Annotated in this window: 18 protein-coding genes and 1 pseudogene; 4 read left to right on the plus strand and 15 right to left on the minus strand. The window is 69.3% G+C overall.

From position 1 onward, the window contains the following. The coding region (locus ABS78_RS21525) for a TonB-dependent receptor (protein WP_293384436.1) at positions 1 to 496 on the plus strand (496 nt) is incomplete at its 5' end. Positions 497 to 577: 81 nt separating this feature from the next. Here the strand turns inward: ABS78_RS21525 and ABS78_RS21530 are convergent. Beyond that, entirely contained in the window at positions 578 to 1,054 is a 477-nt protein-coding gene (locus ABS78_RS21530) for a glutathione peroxidase (protein ID WP_293384439.1), read from the minus strand. A gap of 36 nt (positions 1,055 to 1,090) precedes the next feature. Further along, positions 1,091 to 2,014 (minus strand): Gfo/Idh/MocA family oxidoreductase, encoded by a 924-nt coding sequence (locus ABS78_RS21535; RefSeq protein WP_293384442.1) that lies wholly within the window; start codon positions 2,012 to 2,014, stop codon positions 1,091 to 1,093. Positions 2,015 to 2,098: 84 nt separating this feature from the next. Between ABS78_RS21535 and ABS78_RS21540 the strand changes: the two genes are divergently transcribed. Then, positions 2,099 to 3,100, plus strand: a complete 1,002-nt coding sequence (locus tag ABS78_RS21540; protein ID WP_293384445.1) for an NADP-dependent oxidoreductase — start codon at positions 2,099 to 2,101, stop codon at positions 3,098 to 3,100. A gap of 102 nt (positions 3,101 to 3,202) precedes the next feature. Here ABS78_RS21540 and ABS78_RS21545 read toward each other — a convergent pair whose 3' ends face one another. From ABS78_RS21545 to glyA, 8 genes and pseudogenes are all read right to left on the minus strand, one after another. After that, positions 3,203 to 4,477, minus strand: coding sequence for a sulfatase (locus tag ABS78_RS21545; protein WP_293384448.1), 1,275 nt, complete (start codon positions 4,475 to 4,477; stop codon positions 3,203 to 3,205). A 43-nt stretch (positions 4,478 to 4,520) separates the two neighbouring features. After that, positions 4,521 to 5,486 carry a thiamine-phosphate kinase gene (gene thiL, locus ABS78_RS21550; protein WP_293384451.1) on the minus strand — a complete coding sequence of 322 codons (966 nt, stop codon included), beginning with the start codon at positions 5,484 to 5,486 and terminating at the stop codon, positions 4,521 to 4,523. Continuing rightward, positions 5,452 to 5,946, minus strand: coding sequence for a transcription antitermination factor NusB (gene nusB, locus ABS78_RS21555; protein ID WP_293384454.1), 495 nt, complete (start codon positions 5,944 to 5,946; stop codon positions 5,452 to 5,454). Before nusB ends, thiL begins: the two co-directional genes overlap by 35 nt. Beyond that, a pseudogene (locus tag ABS78_RS21560) lies at positions 5,943 to 6,407 on the minus strand (6,7-dimethyl-8-ribityllumazine synthase); the annotation flags it as partial. The pseudogene ABS78_RS21560 and the gene nusB, both read right to left, overlap by 4 nt. A 30-nt stretch (positions 6,408 to 6,437) precedes the next feature. Beyond that, positions 6,438 to 7,028, minus strand: a complete 591-nt coding sequence (locus tag ABS78_RS21565) for a riboflavin synthase (RefSeq protein ID WP_293384457.1) — start codon at positions 7,026 to 7,028, stop codon at positions 6,438 to 6,440. 9 nt (positions 7,029 to 7,037) lie between these two features. Next, positions 7,038 to 7,682 carry a RibD family protein gene (locus ABS78_RS21570; RefSeq protein ID WP_293384460.1) on the minus strand — a complete coding sequence of 215 codons (645 nt, stop codon included), beginning with the start codon at positions 7,680 to 7,682 and terminating at the stop codon, positions 7,038 to 7,040. Positions 7,683 to 7,770: 88 nt separating this feature from the next. Next, positions 7,771 to 8,238 (minus strand): transcriptional regulator NrdR, encoded by a 468-nt coding sequence (gene nrdR / locus ABS78_RS21575; RefSeq protein WP_293384463.1) that lies wholly within the window; start codon positions 8,236 to 8,238, stop codon positions 7,771 to 7,773. A 31-nt stretch (positions 8,239 to 8,269) separates the two neighbouring features. Next, positions 8,270 to 9,559 (minus strand): serine hydroxymethyltransferase, encoded by a 1,290-nt coding sequence (glyA, locus tag ABS78_RS21580; protein WP_293384525.1) that lies wholly within the window; start codon positions 9,557 to 9,559, stop codon positions 8,270 to 8,272. Between the two features lie 218 nt (positions 9,560 to 9,777). Here glyA and ABS78_RS21585 point away from each other — a divergent pair, with 218 nt between their 5' ends. After that, positions 9,778 to 10,212 carry a MucR family transcriptional regulator gene (locus ABS78_RS21585; protein ID WP_293384465.1) on the plus strand — a complete coding sequence of 145 codons (435 nt, stop codon included), beginning with the start codon at positions 9,778 to 9,780 and terminating at the stop codon, positions 10,210 to 10,212. A gap of 199 nt (positions 10,213 to 10,411) precedes the next feature. Here the strand turns inward: ABS78_RS21585 and hemA are convergent, their stop codons facing one another. The 5 genes from hemA to ABS78_RS21610 form a co-directional block, all read right to left on the minus strand. Further along, positions 10,412 to 11,641: a 5-aminolevulinate synthase gene (hemA, locus tag ABS78_RS21590; RefSeq protein ID WP_293384468.1), complete on the minus strand. Its 1,230-nt coding sequence runs from the start codon at positions 11,639 to 11,641 to the stop codon at positions 10,412 to 10,414. A 186-nt stretch (positions 11,642 to 11,827) separates the two neighbouring features. Beyond that, positions 11,828 to 12,718: a 3-hydroxyisobutyrate dehydrogenase gene (mmsB, locus tag ABS78_RS21595; protein WP_293384471.1), complete on the minus strand. Its 891-nt coding sequence runs from the start codon at positions 12,716 to 12,718 to the stop codon at positions 11,828 to 11,830. Next, a complete protein-coding gene (locus ABS78_RS21600) occupies positions 12,715 to 13,776 on the minus strand; it encodes an enoyl-CoA hydratase/isomerase family protein (protein WP_293384474.1) in 1,062 nt (353 codons plus the stop codon). The genes mmsB and ABS78_RS21600 overlap by 4 nt, the downstream gene beginning before the upstream one ends. After that, the gene (locus tag ABS78_RS21605; RefSeq protein ID WP_293384477.1) at positions 13,773 to 14,912 is read right to left on the minus strand and encodes an acyl-CoA dehydrogenase family protein; all 1,140 of its coding nucleotides are present in this window, start codon (positions 14,910 to 14,912) and stop codon (positions 13,773 to 13,775) included. The genes ABS78_RS21600 and ABS78_RS21605 overlap by 4 nt, the downstream gene beginning before the upstream one ends. A gap of 58 nt (positions 14,913 to 14,970) precedes the next feature. After that, the gene (locus tag ABS78_RS21610; protein ID WP_293384480.1) at positions 14,971 to 15,378 is read right to left on the minus strand and encodes a hypothetical protein; all 408 of its coding nucleotides are present in this window, start codon (positions 15,376 to 15,378) and stop codon (positions 14,971 to 14,973) included. A 140-nt stretch (positions 15,379 to 15,518) separates the two neighbouring features. Here ABS78_RS21610 and hemB point away from each other — a divergent pair, with 140 nt between their 5' ends. Then, positions 15,519 to 16,535: a porphobilinogen synthase gene (gene hemB, locus ABS78_RS21615; protein WP_293384483.1), complete on the plus strand. Its 1,017-nt coding sequence runs from the start codon at positions 15,519 to 15,521 to the stop codon at positions 16,533 to 16,535. The last annotated feature ends 3 nt before the right edge of the window (positions 16,536 to 16,538 follow it).

Genomic DNA, 16,538 nt, shown 5'->3' on the forward strand with positions numbered 1-16,538 from the left:
GCCGCTGCGCCTCTCTCTCGACTACGGCTACAACCCCAGCAAGATCAAGAAGAGCCCGCTGCTGGTCGACGTGAACGACAACATCACCACGGGCGCGGTCAGCGTCGTGGGCAATTCCCTGCCCCAGGCGCCCAAGCACAAGCTGGCGCTGAACGGCCTCTACACCTTCCAGATGGAGCCCGGGAACCTGACCCTGGGCGCCACCTACCTCTACCGCTCGAAGTCCTACGCCAACGTCTTCGAGCGCTTCTACAACTCGGCCCCGTCCTGGGACCAGGTGGACCTGCGGGCCATCTGGGCGCCCGAGGGCGGCAAGTACACCGTCATCGCCTACGTGAAGAACCTGCTCAACGACGATGGCTACGCCGCCGCCGTCCAGGCCGCGCAGCGGAACAACAGCGCCACGGTGCCGTCCGACCGCTTCCCGAACGGAGCCCAGTTGTACGAACTCACCCCGCCGCGACTGTACGGCGTGGAACTCCAGTACCGCTTCTAGGGTCTTAAGGTCGCAGGGAAGGCCGCCCCGCCGCCGGCGGGGCGGCCTTCGCCTTGTTCGACGATCCTGCTGGGGCGCTGTTCAGAGCGCCGCCTCGATGGCGCCGGTGACCTCGGCGTCCAGCGGCTCGGTGCGCGGGCCGAACGCACGGATCGCCTCGCCATCCTTGCCGATCAGGATCTTGTGGAAGTTCCACACCGGTACGGCGGGTTCGCCGAGTTCTCCCTCGGCCCACTTGTAGAACGGATGCGCATCATCGCCCTTCACGTCCACCTTGCCCGTCATGGGAAAGTCGATCCCGAAGGTCGTTCGGCAGAAGGTCTGAATCTCATCCGCGGTCCCAGGCTCCTGGCCCATGAACTGGTTGCAGGGCACGCCCAGCACCACCAGACCCTTGTCCTTGTAGTCGGTGTAGAGCTTCTCCAGGCCGTCGTACTGCGGCGTCAGCCCGCATTTGGACGCCGTGTTCACCACCAGCACGACCTTGTCCTTATAGGTCGAGAGCGGCAGCGGACCGCCGGCGATGGCGTCGAAGCTGAAGTCGTGAGCGCTGGACATGGGCGGTCCTCCTAGGAATGCGACAAGCTAACGGCCTTACCCGGCGTTCTCCAGCGCCTGCTCGACCGCCAGCGCCAGGTCCAGGGCCGCGATCGCCTCCCCTACGGTGACCACGGGGCGCGGCGCTTCGCCCCGCACGGCCCCGAGGAACCCCTCGATGCTGGCGCCCAGGGGATCGCGGGCGGCCGGCGTCTCGGCGAAGTCGGCGTTCAGGGCATGGGGCGTGGTGTTTCGGAAGGTGCGGGCCACGAAATCGATCTCGACCTCTCCCGATGGATAGACGATCCGCATGGTGCGCCGCCGCGCCTCGGCGCGGCGCGAGACGTCGAGGATGGCGGTGAACCCGTTCTCGAAACTGGCTTCGGCGCGGGCCACGTCCCAGACGCCATCGTCTCCGCGCGCCCCCTCGGCCTCGGCGGCGGCCGGCTCGGCGGCGGCGATCGCCAGCACGAGGTCGATGTCATGGACCATGAGGTCCAGCACCGCCGAGACGTCGCGGCTGCGGTCCGACGGCGGACCGTGGCGCAGGGCCTCCAGCAACAGAGGCGGCTCGGGAATATCCAGGAGGCCCATGGCCTGGAAGACGACGCGCTCCTGATGACCGCAGGCGACGATCCGGCCGGCCCTGGCCGCTGCGGCTCTCACCTTCTCGGCGTCGGTCAGGCGCGTGGCGACCGGCTTTTCAACATAGACATGCCGCCCCGCCGCCAGCGCTTCGAGCGCCTGCTCGGCGTGATGGCTGGCGGGCGAAGCCACCGTCACGACGTCCACCTCGCCCAGCAACTCCGCGAAGTCGGCGAAAGCGCGACCGCCGAGAGGCATGGCCACACGCGCCGCGCGGTCGGGGTGGATGTCGTAGACTCCGACGAAGTCGACGCCTGGCAGTCGCGCATACTGGGCGGCGTGATAGCCGCCGAACACGCCCGCCCCGATCACACCGCCGCGCAAGGTTCCGCTCATGGCGCGCGCCTACCACGACGCGCCGCCTCGACGCCACCGGCGCGGCCTCTTACAGTTGTTTGAAAGAACGCATTGGAGGACGCCATGACCACGGTCCGCGAGATTCGACTGAAGAGCCGCCCCAGCGGAACCCCCGTGGCCGACAACTTCGAGCTGGCTACGCTGGACCTGCCGACGCCCGGCGCCGGCGAGGTTCAGGTGAAGAACCTCTGGATGACGGTCGACCCCTACATGCGCGGTCGCATGAACGACGTGAAGAGCTATGTCCCGCCCTTCCAGATCGGCAAGGCGCTGGAGGGCGGCGCCGTAGGCCAGGTGACGGCATCGAACGATCCCGCCCTGAAGCCGGGCGACCTCGTGCAGTCCAACTTCGGCTGGCGGGAAGGCTTCAACGCGCCCGCCGCCCAGGTCCAGAAGCTGCCCGCCACCAATCTCCCGCCCCAGGCGTTCCTGGGCGCGGCCGGGATGCCCGGTCTCACGGCCTATGCCGGCCTTCTGCGGGTGGCCGAGTTGAAGGCGGGCGACATCGTCTTCGTCTCGGGCGCCGCGGGGGCCGTGGGCTCGGTGGTGGTCCAGGTCGCCAAGGCCCGGGGTCACACCGTCATCGGCTCGGCCGGCGGGGCCGAGAAGCTCGCGTTCCTGAAGGAGATCGGCTGCGACGCGGTCATCGACTACAAGGCCGAGCCCGACCTGAACGCCGCCCTGGCCCGCGCCGCGCCGCAGGGTATCGACGTCTATTTCGACAACGTGGGCGGCGATCACCTGGAGGCGGCGCTCAACGCCGCCCGGCCCTTCGCCCGGTTCGCGCTCTGCGGGGCGATCTCGATGTACAACGCCACCGAGTTGCCGCCAGGGCCGCGCAACCTGGTGCAGGCCGTGGGCAAGCAGCTCACCCTGCGCGGCTTCATCGTCTCGACCCACTGGGACCTGATGGCCGACTTCCACCGAGACCTGGGCGAATGGATCGAGGCCGGGAAATTCAGTTGGAAGGAGACGGTCCGAGAGGGGATCGAGAAGGCTCCCGACGCCTTCCTGGGCCTCTTCAAGGGCGAAAACCTGGGCAAGATGCTGGTGAAGCTCGCCTAGGTGTCGTCGCCAGGCAGGTGTTCAGCCCCGGCCGGGCTGAGACAGGCCCGGGTTGCGAAACGCGACTGGGAAACGGCTGCACAACCCTCGTAACTTAGACGCCTAGTCGGGGTGGTCCGCGGCGCTCGCCGGCGCCACGTGCGGCGGAAAGAGGTGGGCCATCGGCTCGTATTTCGCCCGGGCGCGGGCCAGACGGTCCCGCATGTCCGCCAGGACGTCCGGGTGGCGCGCGGCGACGCTGTAGGTTTCCCCCGGGTCCGCCTGCATGTCGAAGAGCAACGGCAGCGCGTGGAGCGGGATATCCAGGCCGCGATAGTAGCTGCGCGCCACCAGCTTCCACCGGGCGGTGCGCAGGCCCGCCACGTGATTGTTGTCGAAGAGCAGGATCTCCTCGTGGCCGCCGCCCTCCCCCGAGGTCAGCAGCGACGAGAGGTCCTGGCCGTCCAGCTCCAGATCGGCGGGCGGCGTCCGCCCCGCGAGGCCGAGGACGGTGGGCAGGATGTCCAGGTTGCTGGCGAGCGCCGAACTCACCTGCCCCGCCGGTATACGGCCCGGCAGCCGGGCGATGAACGGCACGCGGAAGCCACCGTCCCAGGCCGAACCGCCTTTGCGCTCGCGGAAGGGACCGGACGAACCCTCGAACCAGGGGCCGTTGTCCGAGGTGAAGACGACCAGGGTGTCGTCGTCGACGCCCAAGGCCTTCAGGCGGGCCAGGAGGCGGCCCACCCCCAGGTCGATCTCCTCCACCACGTCGCCATAGGCGCCGGCCGGCGAATCCGTCGGATCGGCGGGATTGGGGACCAGGGGAATGTGCGGCGCGGTCAGGGCCAGCAGCACGAAGAACGGGCGATCGCGGTTGGCCTCGGCGAAGGCCTCGGCCTGTTCGAAGAAGTCGCGGGTGAGCCCGGCGAAGTCGACCTTGCCCTCGTGTTCGGTCAGGCCGCCCGCGTCCGCCTCGTAGAGCTTCAGCGGCCGCATGTCGTGGCTGTAGGCCAGTCCGTGGAAACGGTCGAAGCCCTGCACCGTGGGCGGCCAGTGCGGCGCTACATGCCCCAGGTGCCACTTGCCGATCAGCGCGGTCGCATAGTCGGGCTTCAGCGCCTTGGGGATCGTCCAGGCGTCGGGCGGCAGGCCGGTGGTGTCCGCCGGCTGGATGACCTCGTGCGCCAGCCCCGAGCGGATCGCATAGCGCCCGGTGAGAAGCCCGGCCCTCGACGGCGTGCAGACGTTGGCCGAAGCGTAGAAGTCCGTGAAGCGCGCGCCCTCCTCCGCCATGCGGTCGAGGTTGGGGGTCCGGATGTGGGTCGAGCCGTAGCAGCCGAGATCGCCGTAGCCGAGATCGTCGGCCAGGATCACGATGACGTTCGGCGGTCTCATGCGTCGCCTTCCCTTTTTCGTCGCCGTAGAGGTTTAGCGCGCTTCAGCCGTGCCGCCAGCCGCCGGCGCCGGGATCGACCGCGCGGCCGGCCGCCCGGACTTCCAGGCCGGGCGCTTCCCGCACCTCGCCGATGACGGTGAACCCGCGCGGGCGGGTCGAACCCGACGGCATGGTGCAGACGATCTCGTAGTCGTCGCCGCCCGTGGCCAGGCGAACGAGGGCGGCGGCCGGGTCGGACTGGTCCTCGAGCCAGGTGGCCGCCGCGCCCGAAAGGGGAAGCTGGTCCAGGTCGATACAGAGGCCCACGCCGCTGGCCTCGGCGATGTGGCGGGCGTCGGCGATCAGGCCGTCCGAGACGTCCGCCGCCGCGGTGGCGTGCCGGCGCAGGGCGTTGCGCACGTCCAGCCGCGGCTCGGGCATGCGGTAGCGATGCGCCAGGCGGCCGTCGGCGTCCTCGATCTCGCCCATCACCGCCGCCAGACCGAGCGTGGCGTCGCCGATCGCCCCGCTGACCAGCAATCGGTCGCCCGGCCGCGCGCCGCCCCGGCGCACCATCCGGCCCGCCGGCGTCCAGCCCATCGCCGTCAGGCTGCAGGTGAACGGTCCCGGCGTGGCCGTAGTGTCGCCGCCGTAGAGGCTCATGCCGAACACCTCAAGATCGGCCGCCAGACCGAGCGCGAACCGCGCCCGGTCCCGCGCCTCGTAGCCGCCCGGCCAGCTCACCGTCAGGAAGGCGGCGAAGGGCTCGGCGGCCTTGGCGGCCAGGTCCGACACGTTCACCCGCACCAGCTTGCGCGCGATCATGTCGGGCGCCTCCCCGGCCGGAAAATGCACGCCCTCGACGATGGCGTCGGTGGTCACGATCAGATCGTGGCCGGGCCTCTGCGGCATCATCGCCGCATCGTCCATGAGGTCGAACGCGCCCGGCGCGCCCCGCGTCAACGGGCGGAAGAGTCGGGCGATCTCTCCGAATTCATCCAGTGGGTTGGTTCCGTGCTGGGCGGACATCCTTGGCGACCCCGTCCAGAGCCCCGTTCACGAAGCCCGGTTCGGTTCCCTCGAAGAAGCTCTTGGCCACTTCGACGTACTCGTCGATGGCCACCTCGGTGGGAACGTCCGGGCGGCGGGCGAGTTCAAAGGCCCCGGCGCGCAGGATCGCCCGGACGGTAGCGTCGAGTCGCTCCAGCCGCCAACCCTCGGCCAGCCGCTTGGCGATGGCGGCGTCCACCCGGGCCTGTTCGGCGACCACGCCGCGAACGAGGTCGGCGAAGAAGCCCTCGTCGGCGGACGCCAGGGTCGCGCCATCGCCTTCCGCCCCCTCGGCGCCCACGCCCTCGATGTCGCGATCGAAGCGATGGTCGGTGAACTCGCGGATCACGGCCTCGACGCCGATCGCCGAGACCTCCATCTGGTAGAGCGCCTGGACGGCCGCGAGCCGCGCCACCGAGCGCGAAGCGTGGCCGCTCATCGCAGGCCGCCCGCCAGCTGGCGCTTGAGCGCGATCATGCTCAGCGCGGCCCGCGCCGCCCCGCCGCCCTTGTCGCCTTCGCTGATCCGGGCGCGCGCCCAGGCCTGCTCGTCGTCCTCGGTGGTGAGGACGCCGTTGCCGATGCAGAGCCGTTTTCCGACCGTCAGGTCCATGATGCCGCGCGCGCTCTCGTTCGAGACGATCTCGAAATGATAGGTCTCGCCGCGGATCACGCAGCCCAGCGCCACATAGCCGTCGTAGGCCTTGCCGGCCTTCTGGCCCGCATCCTCGGCCAGCGCGATGGCGCCCGGGATCTCCAGCGCGCCCGGCACCGTGACGACATCGTACTCCGCCTCGAACGCGGTCAGCGCCTGGACGGCGCCGTCGAGCAGGGCGTCGGCCAGATCGTCGTAGAAGCGCGCCTCCACGATCAGGATGCGGATCGGCTCGTCGCTCATGGGAAGTCCTTGAAGTGCAGTCGAAGACCGCTCTTAGGCGGTTTCGCGCCAGCGGGCGAGATAGCGCGCCAGCATGTCGATCTCGAGATTCACCCGACCGCCGGGCCTGAGGCCGCCCAGCGTGGTCACATCCCAGGTGTGGGGGATCAGGTTCACGCCGAACACGTCGTCCTCGACTTCATTCACCGTAAGGGAGACGCCCTCGACGGTGATGGAGCCCTTGGGCGCGATGAAGCGATGGAGCGGCCGCGGCGCGCGGATGCGGACGCGATGAGAGCCGCCATCCGATTCGATCGACAGGACCTCGCCCACGCCGTCCACGTGGCCCGAGACGATGTGGCCGCCCAGTTCGTCGCCCACGCGGGCGGCGCGCTCGAGGTTCACCGGGCGACCTTCGCGCCAGTCGGACAGCGTGGTCAGCGAAAGCGTCTCGCCCGAGACCTCCACGGCGAACCAGCCCTCGCCCTTCTCCACGACGGTCAGGCAGCAGCCGGCATGGCTGATCGAGGCGCCGATGTCGACGGTGGCCAGGTCGAACCGGGTCTCGATCTCGAAGCGGCGGTCGCGGTTGGTGTCGCGCACGGCGCGCACGCGCCCCACGTCGGTGACGATACCGGTGAACATGCTGCTTCCTCAGGTCTTGGCGTAGCGTTCCCAGAGATCGTCGCCCAGGACGCCGACCTCCACACGCCGGAAATGGGGCGCCCCGGCGAGGGACGCAACGCCCAGGGCGCCGACGCCCGGCCGTCCCTCGCCGCCCAGCACGATGGGCGCGCGGAACCACTCCAGGGCGTCCACCAGGCCGCAGCGCAGGAAGCCGCCCGCCACCTGCCCCCCCCCCTCCACGAAGAGATTCGCGAGACCTTCAGCGGCCAGGAGCTGGACGACGGCGGTCAGGTCAGGCCGGTCCTCGCCGAGCACAGGCGCCGTCAGGACGCGGACGCCCAGGGCCACGAGAGCCGGCTTCGGGGCGATCGTGGAAACGACATAGGTCGGAACCTCACGCGCCGTGCGCGCCAGCCGGCTGTCGGGCGAGAGCCTCTGGCGGCTGTCCAGAACCACGCGCGCCGGCTGGCGGCCGGCATAGCCCGGGAGGCGGACGGTCAGTTCCGGATCGTCGGCCAGGGCCGTCTCGGCCCCGATCACCACCGCGTCGTGCGCGGCGCGCAGGCGATGCACCTGCTCGCGACTCTGCGACCCCGTGATCCAGCGGCTCTCGCCCGTCGCGGTCGCGATCCGGCCGTCGAGCGACGTGGCGAGCTTGAGGGTGACGGTCATCGCCCAACCTTTAGGGGCCGGGACGGGCCGGCGCCAATCCCACGCAGCGACGACGCCCGATGCCGGAGCCGGTCAGGTCGCCGCGCGCCTACCGTCCCTCGCCGTCGCCCAGGCCCTCCTCGCCCAGGAAGCGGGCGAAGTCCTCGGTCTCCTTGAAGTCGCGGTAGACCGAGGCGTAGCGGACATAGGCCACGTCATCGAGCTGCTTCAGGTGCTTCATCACCAGCTCGCCGATGGTCGAGGACGCCAGTTCGGTCTCGCCCATGCTCTCGAGCTGGCGGACGATCGTGGAGATCATGCGCTCGACCCGGTCGGGCTCCACGGGCCGCTTGCGCAGCGCCACCGAGAGCGAGCGGGCCAGCTTGTCCCGATCGAACGGCGCGCGCCGGCCCGAACGCTTCAGGATCGTCAGCTCGCGAAGCTGAACCCGTTCGAACGTGGTGAAGCGGCCCTCGCACTTGGGGCACAGTCGCCGGCGACGGATGGCCGCGCCGTCTTCCGACGGGCGGCTGTCCTTCACCTGGGTTTCGTCGTGGCCACAGAATGGGCAGCGCATATCTAGCCCCCTCCCCGTCCACTCAACACCATTAGCTGTAGATCGGGAAGCGCCGTGTCAGTTCAACGACTTCGGCGCGCACCTTGTTTTCGACAGGTGTGGGATCTTCGCCGCTGGCCACCGCGTCCAGCACCTCGCCGATCCACCGGCCCACCTGGCGGAACTCCACCGGCCCGAAGCCGCGGGTGGTGCCAGCCGGCGAGCCGACGCGCAGGCCCGAGGTCTGCATCGGCGGCAGGGGGTCGCCGGGGATCGAGTTCTTGTTGGTGGTGATCCCGGCGCGCTCCAGGGCCACTTCGGCCACAGCGCCGCTGACGCCCTTGGGGGTCAGGTCCACCAGCATCAGGTGGCTGTCGGTCCCGTTCGAGACGATCTTGAAGCCCACGCCCTGCAGGCTGTCGGCCAGCGCGCGGGCGTTTTCGATCACCCGCTTCGCATAACCCTTGAACTCGGGCTTCAGCGCTTCGCCGAAGGCCACCGCCTTGCCGGCGATCACATGCATAAGGGGCCCGCCCTGGAGTCCGGGGAAGACCGCGCTGTCGATCTTCTTCGCCAGCTTCTTGTCGTTGGTCAGGATCAGGCCGCCGCGCGGACCGCGCAGCGTCTTGTGCGTGGTGGTCGTCACGATGTGGGCGTGCGGGAACGGGTTCGGATATTCGCCGGCCACGATCAGGCCCGCGTAGTGCGCGACGTCGCACATCAGGACGGCGTCGACCTCGTCGGCGATCTGGCGGAACTTCGCGAAGTCGATCTGCCGCGAATAGGCCGAGCCGCCGGCGATGATCACCTTCGGCCGATGCGCGCGGGCCACCTCGGCGGCCTCGTCGTAGTCGATCAGGTGATCCTGGGCGCGCACGCCATAGGCCACGGGGCTGAACCACTTGCCCGACTGGTTGACGCTCTTGCCGTGGGTCAGGTGCCCGCCGTGGTCCAGGTTCATGCCCATGAAGGTGTCGCCCGGCGTCATGGTGACCATGAACACCGCCTGGTTCGCCTGGCTGCCGGAGTGGGGCTGGACGTTGGCGAACTCGCACCCGAAGAGCTGCTTCGCGCGCTCGATGGCCAGGCGCTCGACCTCGTCCACCACCTCGCAGCCGCCGTAGTAGCGCTTGCCCGGATAACCCTCGGCGTACTTGTTGGTCAGGACCGAGCCCTGGGCGTCGAGCACCGCCCGGGAGACGATGTTCTCGGACGCGATCAGCTCGATCTGGTCCTGCTGGCGCTTCAGTTCGCCGGCGAGAACCTTCGCGACGTCGGGATCGGCGGCGCCGACACCCGCCTGGAAGAAGGATTTGGTCGAGGATTCGGCTTGCACGTGCAGGTTCAAGGGCGGCGCCTTTCGCTGTGGGGAAGACTCAAGTCTGGCGGGGCGGCCCCCTTTACTCCCGAACGCCGCCCACTCCAACCGCGGCCGGGAACCGATCGCGCCCTGACGCGTTTCCCGGCAGACGCCGGGGCGCGACCCCCGGGGGTGCTTCTCCCCGGAACCACACAGGGCCGCGCCTTCCGGCGTGCGTGTCGTATCGAACCGAGGTGGTGATGAGCGTTGGCCCCGAACCTTCCGGACCGTCGGGAGAGGACCTGTTGCGCCTCGGCGCGGGAATCGTCGCCGCCTATGTGAGCCGCAACGCCGTAACGCCCGACGCCGTGCCCGACATCATCCGCTCGGTCCACCAGACCCTGAGCCAGCTCACCGGCCCGGCGCCGCCGCCGGTCGTCGAGCAACGGCCGAAGCCGGCGGTGCCGATCGGGCGCTCGGTCCAGCACGACTACATCGTCTGCCTCGAGGACGGGAAGAAGCTGAAGATGCTGAAGCGCTACCTGCGCTCGCGCTTCGACATGAGCCCCGAAGACTATCGCCGCCGCTGGGGCCTGCCGCCGGACTATCCGATGGTGGCGCCGGCCTATGCGGCCAGGCGTTCGGATTTCGCCAAGAAGATCGGGCTGGGCCGCGGCGTCCGGCGCCGAAGCTGATCTGGCCGCGTTCGCCATTTCGCCCCTAGGGACGCTTCCGCGGGTACGGAAGCGTCCAGGGCCGGTCCGATGTCGGGCGAAAGGTGGCCCGTCCCCAGGCGCGAGTGAGCCACGAGTCCGCCAACCGTGCGTTGTGTCAAAGGCGCGCAGCGGCAAACGCGCGCAGGTGACATCCGCAAGAGGTCGATTCGCGAACGCGTTACGCGGCGTAGCCCCCGATGCGCTTGACGTTGCAGCGAACCCAGAGCGCTTCCAGGGCCTCGGCCAGTTCGTCCATCATCCGGTCGTCATGGGCCGGCGACGGCGTGAAGCGAAGACGTTCGGTGCCACGCGGTACGGTGGGATAATTGATCGGCTGCACGTAGACGCCGTGGTCCTCGAGCAGGATGTCCGAGATCATCTTGCAGTGGACGGGATCGCCCACCAGCACGGGCACGATATGGCTGACCGACGGCATTACCGGCAGACCGGCCCGGATCAGACGGGCCTTCAGCGCCGCGGCGCGTTCCTGGTGTGCGACGCGGACCTCGTTGTGATCCTTCAGATACCGGATCGAGGCCACGGCGCCCGCCGCCAGGGCCGGCGGCAGCGAGGTGGTGAAGATGAAGCCGTCGGCATAGCTGCGGATCGCGTCCACGATCACCGAGTCGGCGGCGATGTAGCCGCCCATGACGCCGAAGGCCTTGCCCAGCGTGCCCTCGATGATGTCGATCTCGGCCATCATGCCGTCGCGCTCGGCGACGCCGGCCCCGCGAGGGCCGTACATGCCGACCGCATGGACTTCGTCGATATAGGTGAGCGCGCCATACTTCTTCGCCAGGGCCACGGTGCCCCGGATGTCGGCGATATCGCCGTCCATCGAATAGACGCTCTCGAAGGCGACCAGCTTGGGCGCGGCCGGATCGGCCGCGGCCAGAAGCTGTTCCAGGTGTTCGAGATCGTTGTGGCGGAAGACGATCCGCTGCTCGCGCCTGCCCGCGCGGATGCCGCTGATCATCGAGTTGTGGTTCAGCTCGTCGCTGAAGATCAGCAGGCCGGGCAGGATCTTGTAGAGGGTCGAGAGCGACGCCTCGTTCGAGACATAGCCCGAGGTGAACAGCAGCGCCGCTTCCTTGTCGTGCAGGTCGGCCAGCTCGCGCTCCAGTTCCACGTGGTATCGCGTGGTCCCCGAGATGTTGCGGGTGCCGCCCGAGCCGGCGCCGGCCTCCTCGATCGCCTTGTGCATGGCGTCGAGCACGACGGGGTTCTGGCCCTGGCCCAGGTAGTCGTTCGAGCACCAGACCGTGACCTCGGAGGTCGAACCGTCAGCCCGCGTCCAGGTGGCGCGCGGAAACTCGCCACGATGGCGCTTCAGGTCGGCGAAGACCCGGTAGCGGCCTTCGGACCGGACCCGCTCAAGCGCGACGCGGAAGTTTTCCCTGTAATCCATGATCAGATCCCGGTTGGCGCAACGGAAGTGCGCGCCGCGGCCCGGCCCCTCGAATACGTCAGCCTTTTGGCGCCGCGATTTCACAATGTCCATAAATTCAGCGCCCGCGGAGGTCGCGCGTCTCATGGTGCGGCAGATAGACGCCACAATTCCCGCCGGCCTTGATGCAGGTCAATCGAGGCCCGTTCAGGCCACGCTCCTCCCCCGCAGCATTTCGAGAATCGCCGAGAAGTCCTTAGGTCCGCCGCCGAGGCGGTCGAAGAGGGCGTAGAGGCCCTCGGCGGTCGCGCCCAGCGGCGTGGCCGCGCCGGATCGGGCCGCAGCCTCCTGCGCCAGCTTGAGGTCCTTCAGCATCATGGCGGTGGCGAAGCCGCCCTCGTAGTCGCGGTTCGACGGCGCCGCGGGGACCGGTCCCGGCCAGGGGCAGTAGCTGGTCAGGCTCCAGCACTGGCCTGACGACTGCGACGAGATCTCGTGGAACGTCACCGGGTCCAGCCCCAGCTTCTCGGCCAGGGCCAGCGCCTCGCACACCCCGATCATCGAGATGCCGAGCACCATGTTGTTGCAGATCTTGGCCGCCTGCCCCGCCCCGTGATCGCCCGCCCGGAACGTCACCCGCGACATCGGCGCCAGGGCCGCCTCGACCGCCGGATAATCCGCCGCGTCGCAGCCCGCCATGAAGGCCAGGGTTCCCGCCTCGGCCGCCGCCGTCCCGCCCGATACGGGGGCGTCGGCGAATCGGAAGCCCGCCGCCTTGGCCTCCCCCGCCACGGCGCGGGCGCTGTCCACGTCGATGGTCGAGCAGTCGATCAGCAGCGCGGATTTCGGCGCGTGGGGCAGGATGTTCTCAGCGTAAACGCTACGGACGTGAGGGCCTGCGGGCAGCATCGTGATCACCACCTCGGCGCCGGCCACCGCAGCCGCCACCGATCCCGCCGCCTCACAACCAGCCGCCACCGCCTTCTCCATCGCCGCGGCGGAAAGGTCGAAGGCCGCCACCTCCCGTCCCGCCTTCGCCTGGTTGGCGGCCATGCCGCCGCCCATGTTGCCGAGTCCGATGAACGCGACGCGGGTCATTGGGGAACTCCATCGATGGGGGTCCATTCCTGGTCGGCCGGGAGGGGCGCGAAGATCTCGTCCAGCAACGCTTCGCTGACGGCCCGGGCCGTCGGCGGATCCCAGCGGGGGGCGTTGTCCTTGTCGACGATCACGGCGCGGACGCCTTCGATGAAGTCGTGGCGCTGCACCACGCGGGCGCCGATCCGGTACTCCATCGCCATGTTCTCGGCGAAGGTGGCGGCCTCGCCCCCCAGCTTGAGCTGGCGCAGGGCCACCTTCATCGTCTGCGGCGACTTCGTGCCCAGCACCTTGAGCTGCTCGGCCGCCCAGTCGGTCCCGGCCGCCTCCAGGCTGGCCAGGATCGCCTCGAGGCTGTCTCCGGCGAAGCGCCGGGCGATCTCGTCCTGATACGCCGCGATTGGGGGCTGTCCGGCGTCGCCGCCCCACGCCGTCAGGATCGCTTCCACCTGCGACGGCTCGGCCACGATCGCCGCCTTCAGGTCGGGAATCTTCGCGCTCTCCACGACGTCGGTCGCGATCTCCAGCCGCGCGCAATCGGCCGCCTTGATCCGCGCGCCGGTGAGCGCCAACCACAGCCCGATCTGGCCGGGCATGCGGCCCAGGTACCAGCCCCCGCCCACGTCCGGGAACAGGCCGATCCCGGTCTCGGGCATGGCGAAGGTGGTCCGCTCGGTCGCCACCCGGTGTCGGCAGGGCCGCGACAGACCCACGCCACCGCCCATGGTGATCCCGTCCATGATCGCCACGGTCGGCTTGGGATAGTGGAACAGCAGGTGGTTCAGCCGGTACTCGGTGAAGAAGAACTCGCGCGCCAAACGGCCGTCGCCCGCTGCGCTTTCGGCGAGCATGCGGATGTCCCCGCCGGCGCAGAAGCCCCGCTCGCCCGAGTGGTCCAGCAGCACCAGATCCACCGCCGGATCGTCCCGCCACGCCAGCAGGGCGTCGGTCATCAGCCGGCACATGTTCGTGGTCAGCGCATGCAGCGCCTTGGGCCGGTTCAGCGTGATGCGTCCCACACCGCCTTCGACGCGGCAGAGGACTTCGGGTTCGCTCATGTGCGGAACATCTCCCGCGCGGTGATGACGCGCATGATCTCGTTGGTGCCTTCGAGGATCTGGTGGACCCGCAGGTCGCGGACGATCCGCTCCAGCGGGTAATCCCTGAGGTAGCCGTAGCCGCCGTGGAGTTGCAGCGCCTGGTTGGCCACCTCGAAGCCGGCGTCGGTGGCGAAGCGCTTGGCCATGGCGCAGTACTGCGTCGCCTTGGGGTGCTTCTTGTCCAGCGCGTCGGCGGCGCGGCGCACCATCAGGCGGGCCGCGTCCAGATCGGTGGCCATGTCGGCCAGGCGCCACTGGAGGCCCTGGAATTCCTTCAGCGCCTGACCGAACTGCTTGCGGGTCCCCAGATACTCACGGGCCGTGTCGAGGGCCAGGCCCGCCCCGCCCAGCGAGCAGGAGGCGATGTTGATCCGCCCGCCGTCCAGACCCGCCATCGCGAACCTGAAGCCCTCGCCCTCCCCGCCGATCCGGTTGGCCTCGGGCACGCGGCAGTCGTCGAAGTTCACCTGGGCGGTGGGCTGGGCGTTCCAGCCCATCTTGCGCTCCGGCGCGCCGAACGACAGGCCCGGCGTCCCGTTTTCGACCACGAACGCGGAGACGCCCTTCGCGCCCTCGCCCCCCGTGCGGGCCATGACGACGTAGACGTCCGAGAAGCCGGCGCCCGAGATGAAGGCCTTGGAGCCGTTCAGCACATAGCCGTCCCCGCCCCTGCGCGCGGTGGTCATCAGCGCTGCGGCGTCCGAGCCCGAGCCCGGCTCGGTCAGGCAATAGCTGGCGATCAGCTCCATCGTCGTCAGCTTCGGCAGATACCGCCGCCGCAGGTCCTCCGACCCGAACCGGTCGATCATCCACGACGCCATGTTGTGGATCGAGATGAACGCCGCCGTCGCCACGTCGCCGTAGCTGAGCTGCTCGAACACGATGGATGCGTCGAGGCGCGACAGCGCCGAACCGCCCACGTCCTCGCGCACATAGAGGCCCGCAAACCCCAGCCCCGCCGCGGCCTGGAGCACGGCCCGGTCCAGGCCGCCTTCCTCGTCCCAGCGCGCCGAATGCGGCGCCAGCTCGGCCAATGCGAAGGCGCGCGCGGCGTCCTCGATCGCCCGCTGGTCTTCGGTCAGATCGAAATCCATGGACCGCGGGTTGAACGCGCGACGCAGGGGCTGTCAATCGTCCGTAGCCCCGCGACCGCTAGGCCTGGGGCCCAGCGAGGAGGCGCTCGAGTTCGACGCGCGCAGTATCTCGATCCCTCGACACCATCAGGCGACCCCCTACCTGGGCGAAATGAACGCCGCCGATGCGCCCACCGCCTGACACCACGACAACATAGAGTTCGTCGACCCTCAGCGGTTCGGGCGCCCGGACCTCTCTCGCCCCCGGTGGAGTCTCGCCATATCGGATCTCCAATCTCGCCGCGGCTTCAGTCGTTTCGATGCGCCAAAGCGGATCCGGTCCGACCGGCGATCCATCTTGCTGCGGATCGGCGAGACCGACGGAAAGCTGACCGGAAAATTTCGCTGTCGGCTTGAAGAGGCCGTCATGTCTGAACCTGAATGTCGGCGACGGCAGTTCGCCATCTACGACGATGTCCAACCCCATCGTGCAAGCCGCCAACGGCGTCATCAGAACCGTGCTCAGAAAAACCCGACGATTCACCACGAGACCCCGCCTGAAAACTCCGGGTTCTCCATGCGCGCTTTGCTTGCGCCCGGCAACGCGAGGGTCCAAATCGGCCGGCCATGACCCAAGCTCCCCTCGCCGCCTATCCCGCGCTTCGGATGCGCCGTCTTCGCCAGGCCGACTGGATCCGCCGGCTGGTGCGCGAGAGCGTGCTGACGCCGTCCGATCTGATCTGGTCGATGGTGGTCCACGAGGGCGACGGCAAGGTTCCTGTGGCGTCCATGCCGGGGATCGAGCGGCTGTCGGTGGCCGACTGCGCCGCCGCCGCGAAGGAGGCTCGCGCCCTGGGCATCCCCGCCATCGCCGTCTTCCCGCATATCGACGGCGCCCGTAAGGACGCCACGGGAAGCTCCGCGGCCGATCCCGATGGCCTCGTCTGCCGGGCCGTGAAGGCCATGAAGGACGCCGCGCCCGAGGTGGGGATCATGTGCGACGTCGCCCTGGACCCCTTCACCGACCACGGCCACGATGGCCTGCTGGAGAACGGCCGGATCGTCAACGACGCCACGATCGAGGCGCTGGTGGAACAAGGGCTGGTCCAGGCGCGGGCGGGCTGCGACATCCTCGCCCCCTCCGACATGATGGACGGCCGCGTCGGCGCGCTGCGGACGGCGCTGGAGGCCGAGGGCCTTCAGGACGTGATGATCATGTCCTACGCGGCCAAATACGCCTCGGCCTTCTACGGCCCGTATCGCGAGGCCATCGGCTCGGGGAAGCTCGGCACGGGCTCGGTCGACAATCCCGGCGACAAGAAGACCTACCAGATGGACTCCGCCAATCACGCCGAGGCCCTGCGCGAGGTCGCCCTCGACATCGCCGAGGGCGCCGACATGGTGATGGTGAAGCCCGGGATGCCGTACCTCGACATCGTGCGCCAGGTCGTGGACGCCTTCTCGATGCCCACCTACGCGTTCCAGGTGTCGGGCGAATACGCCATGATCATGGCCGCGTCGCAGAACGGCTGGCTCGACGAGGAGCGCGCCATCCTGGAGAGCCTGGGCGCCTTCAAGCGCGCGGGCGCGTCGGGGATCATCACCTATTTCGCACCGCGCGCGGCGCGAATGCTGGGGGCTTGATTT

This window comes from Phenylobacterium sp. SCN 70-31, from assembly GCF_001724605.1.
Lineage (GTDB): Bacteria > Pseudomonadota > Alphaproteobacteria > Caulobacterales > Caulobacteraceae > Phenylobacterium.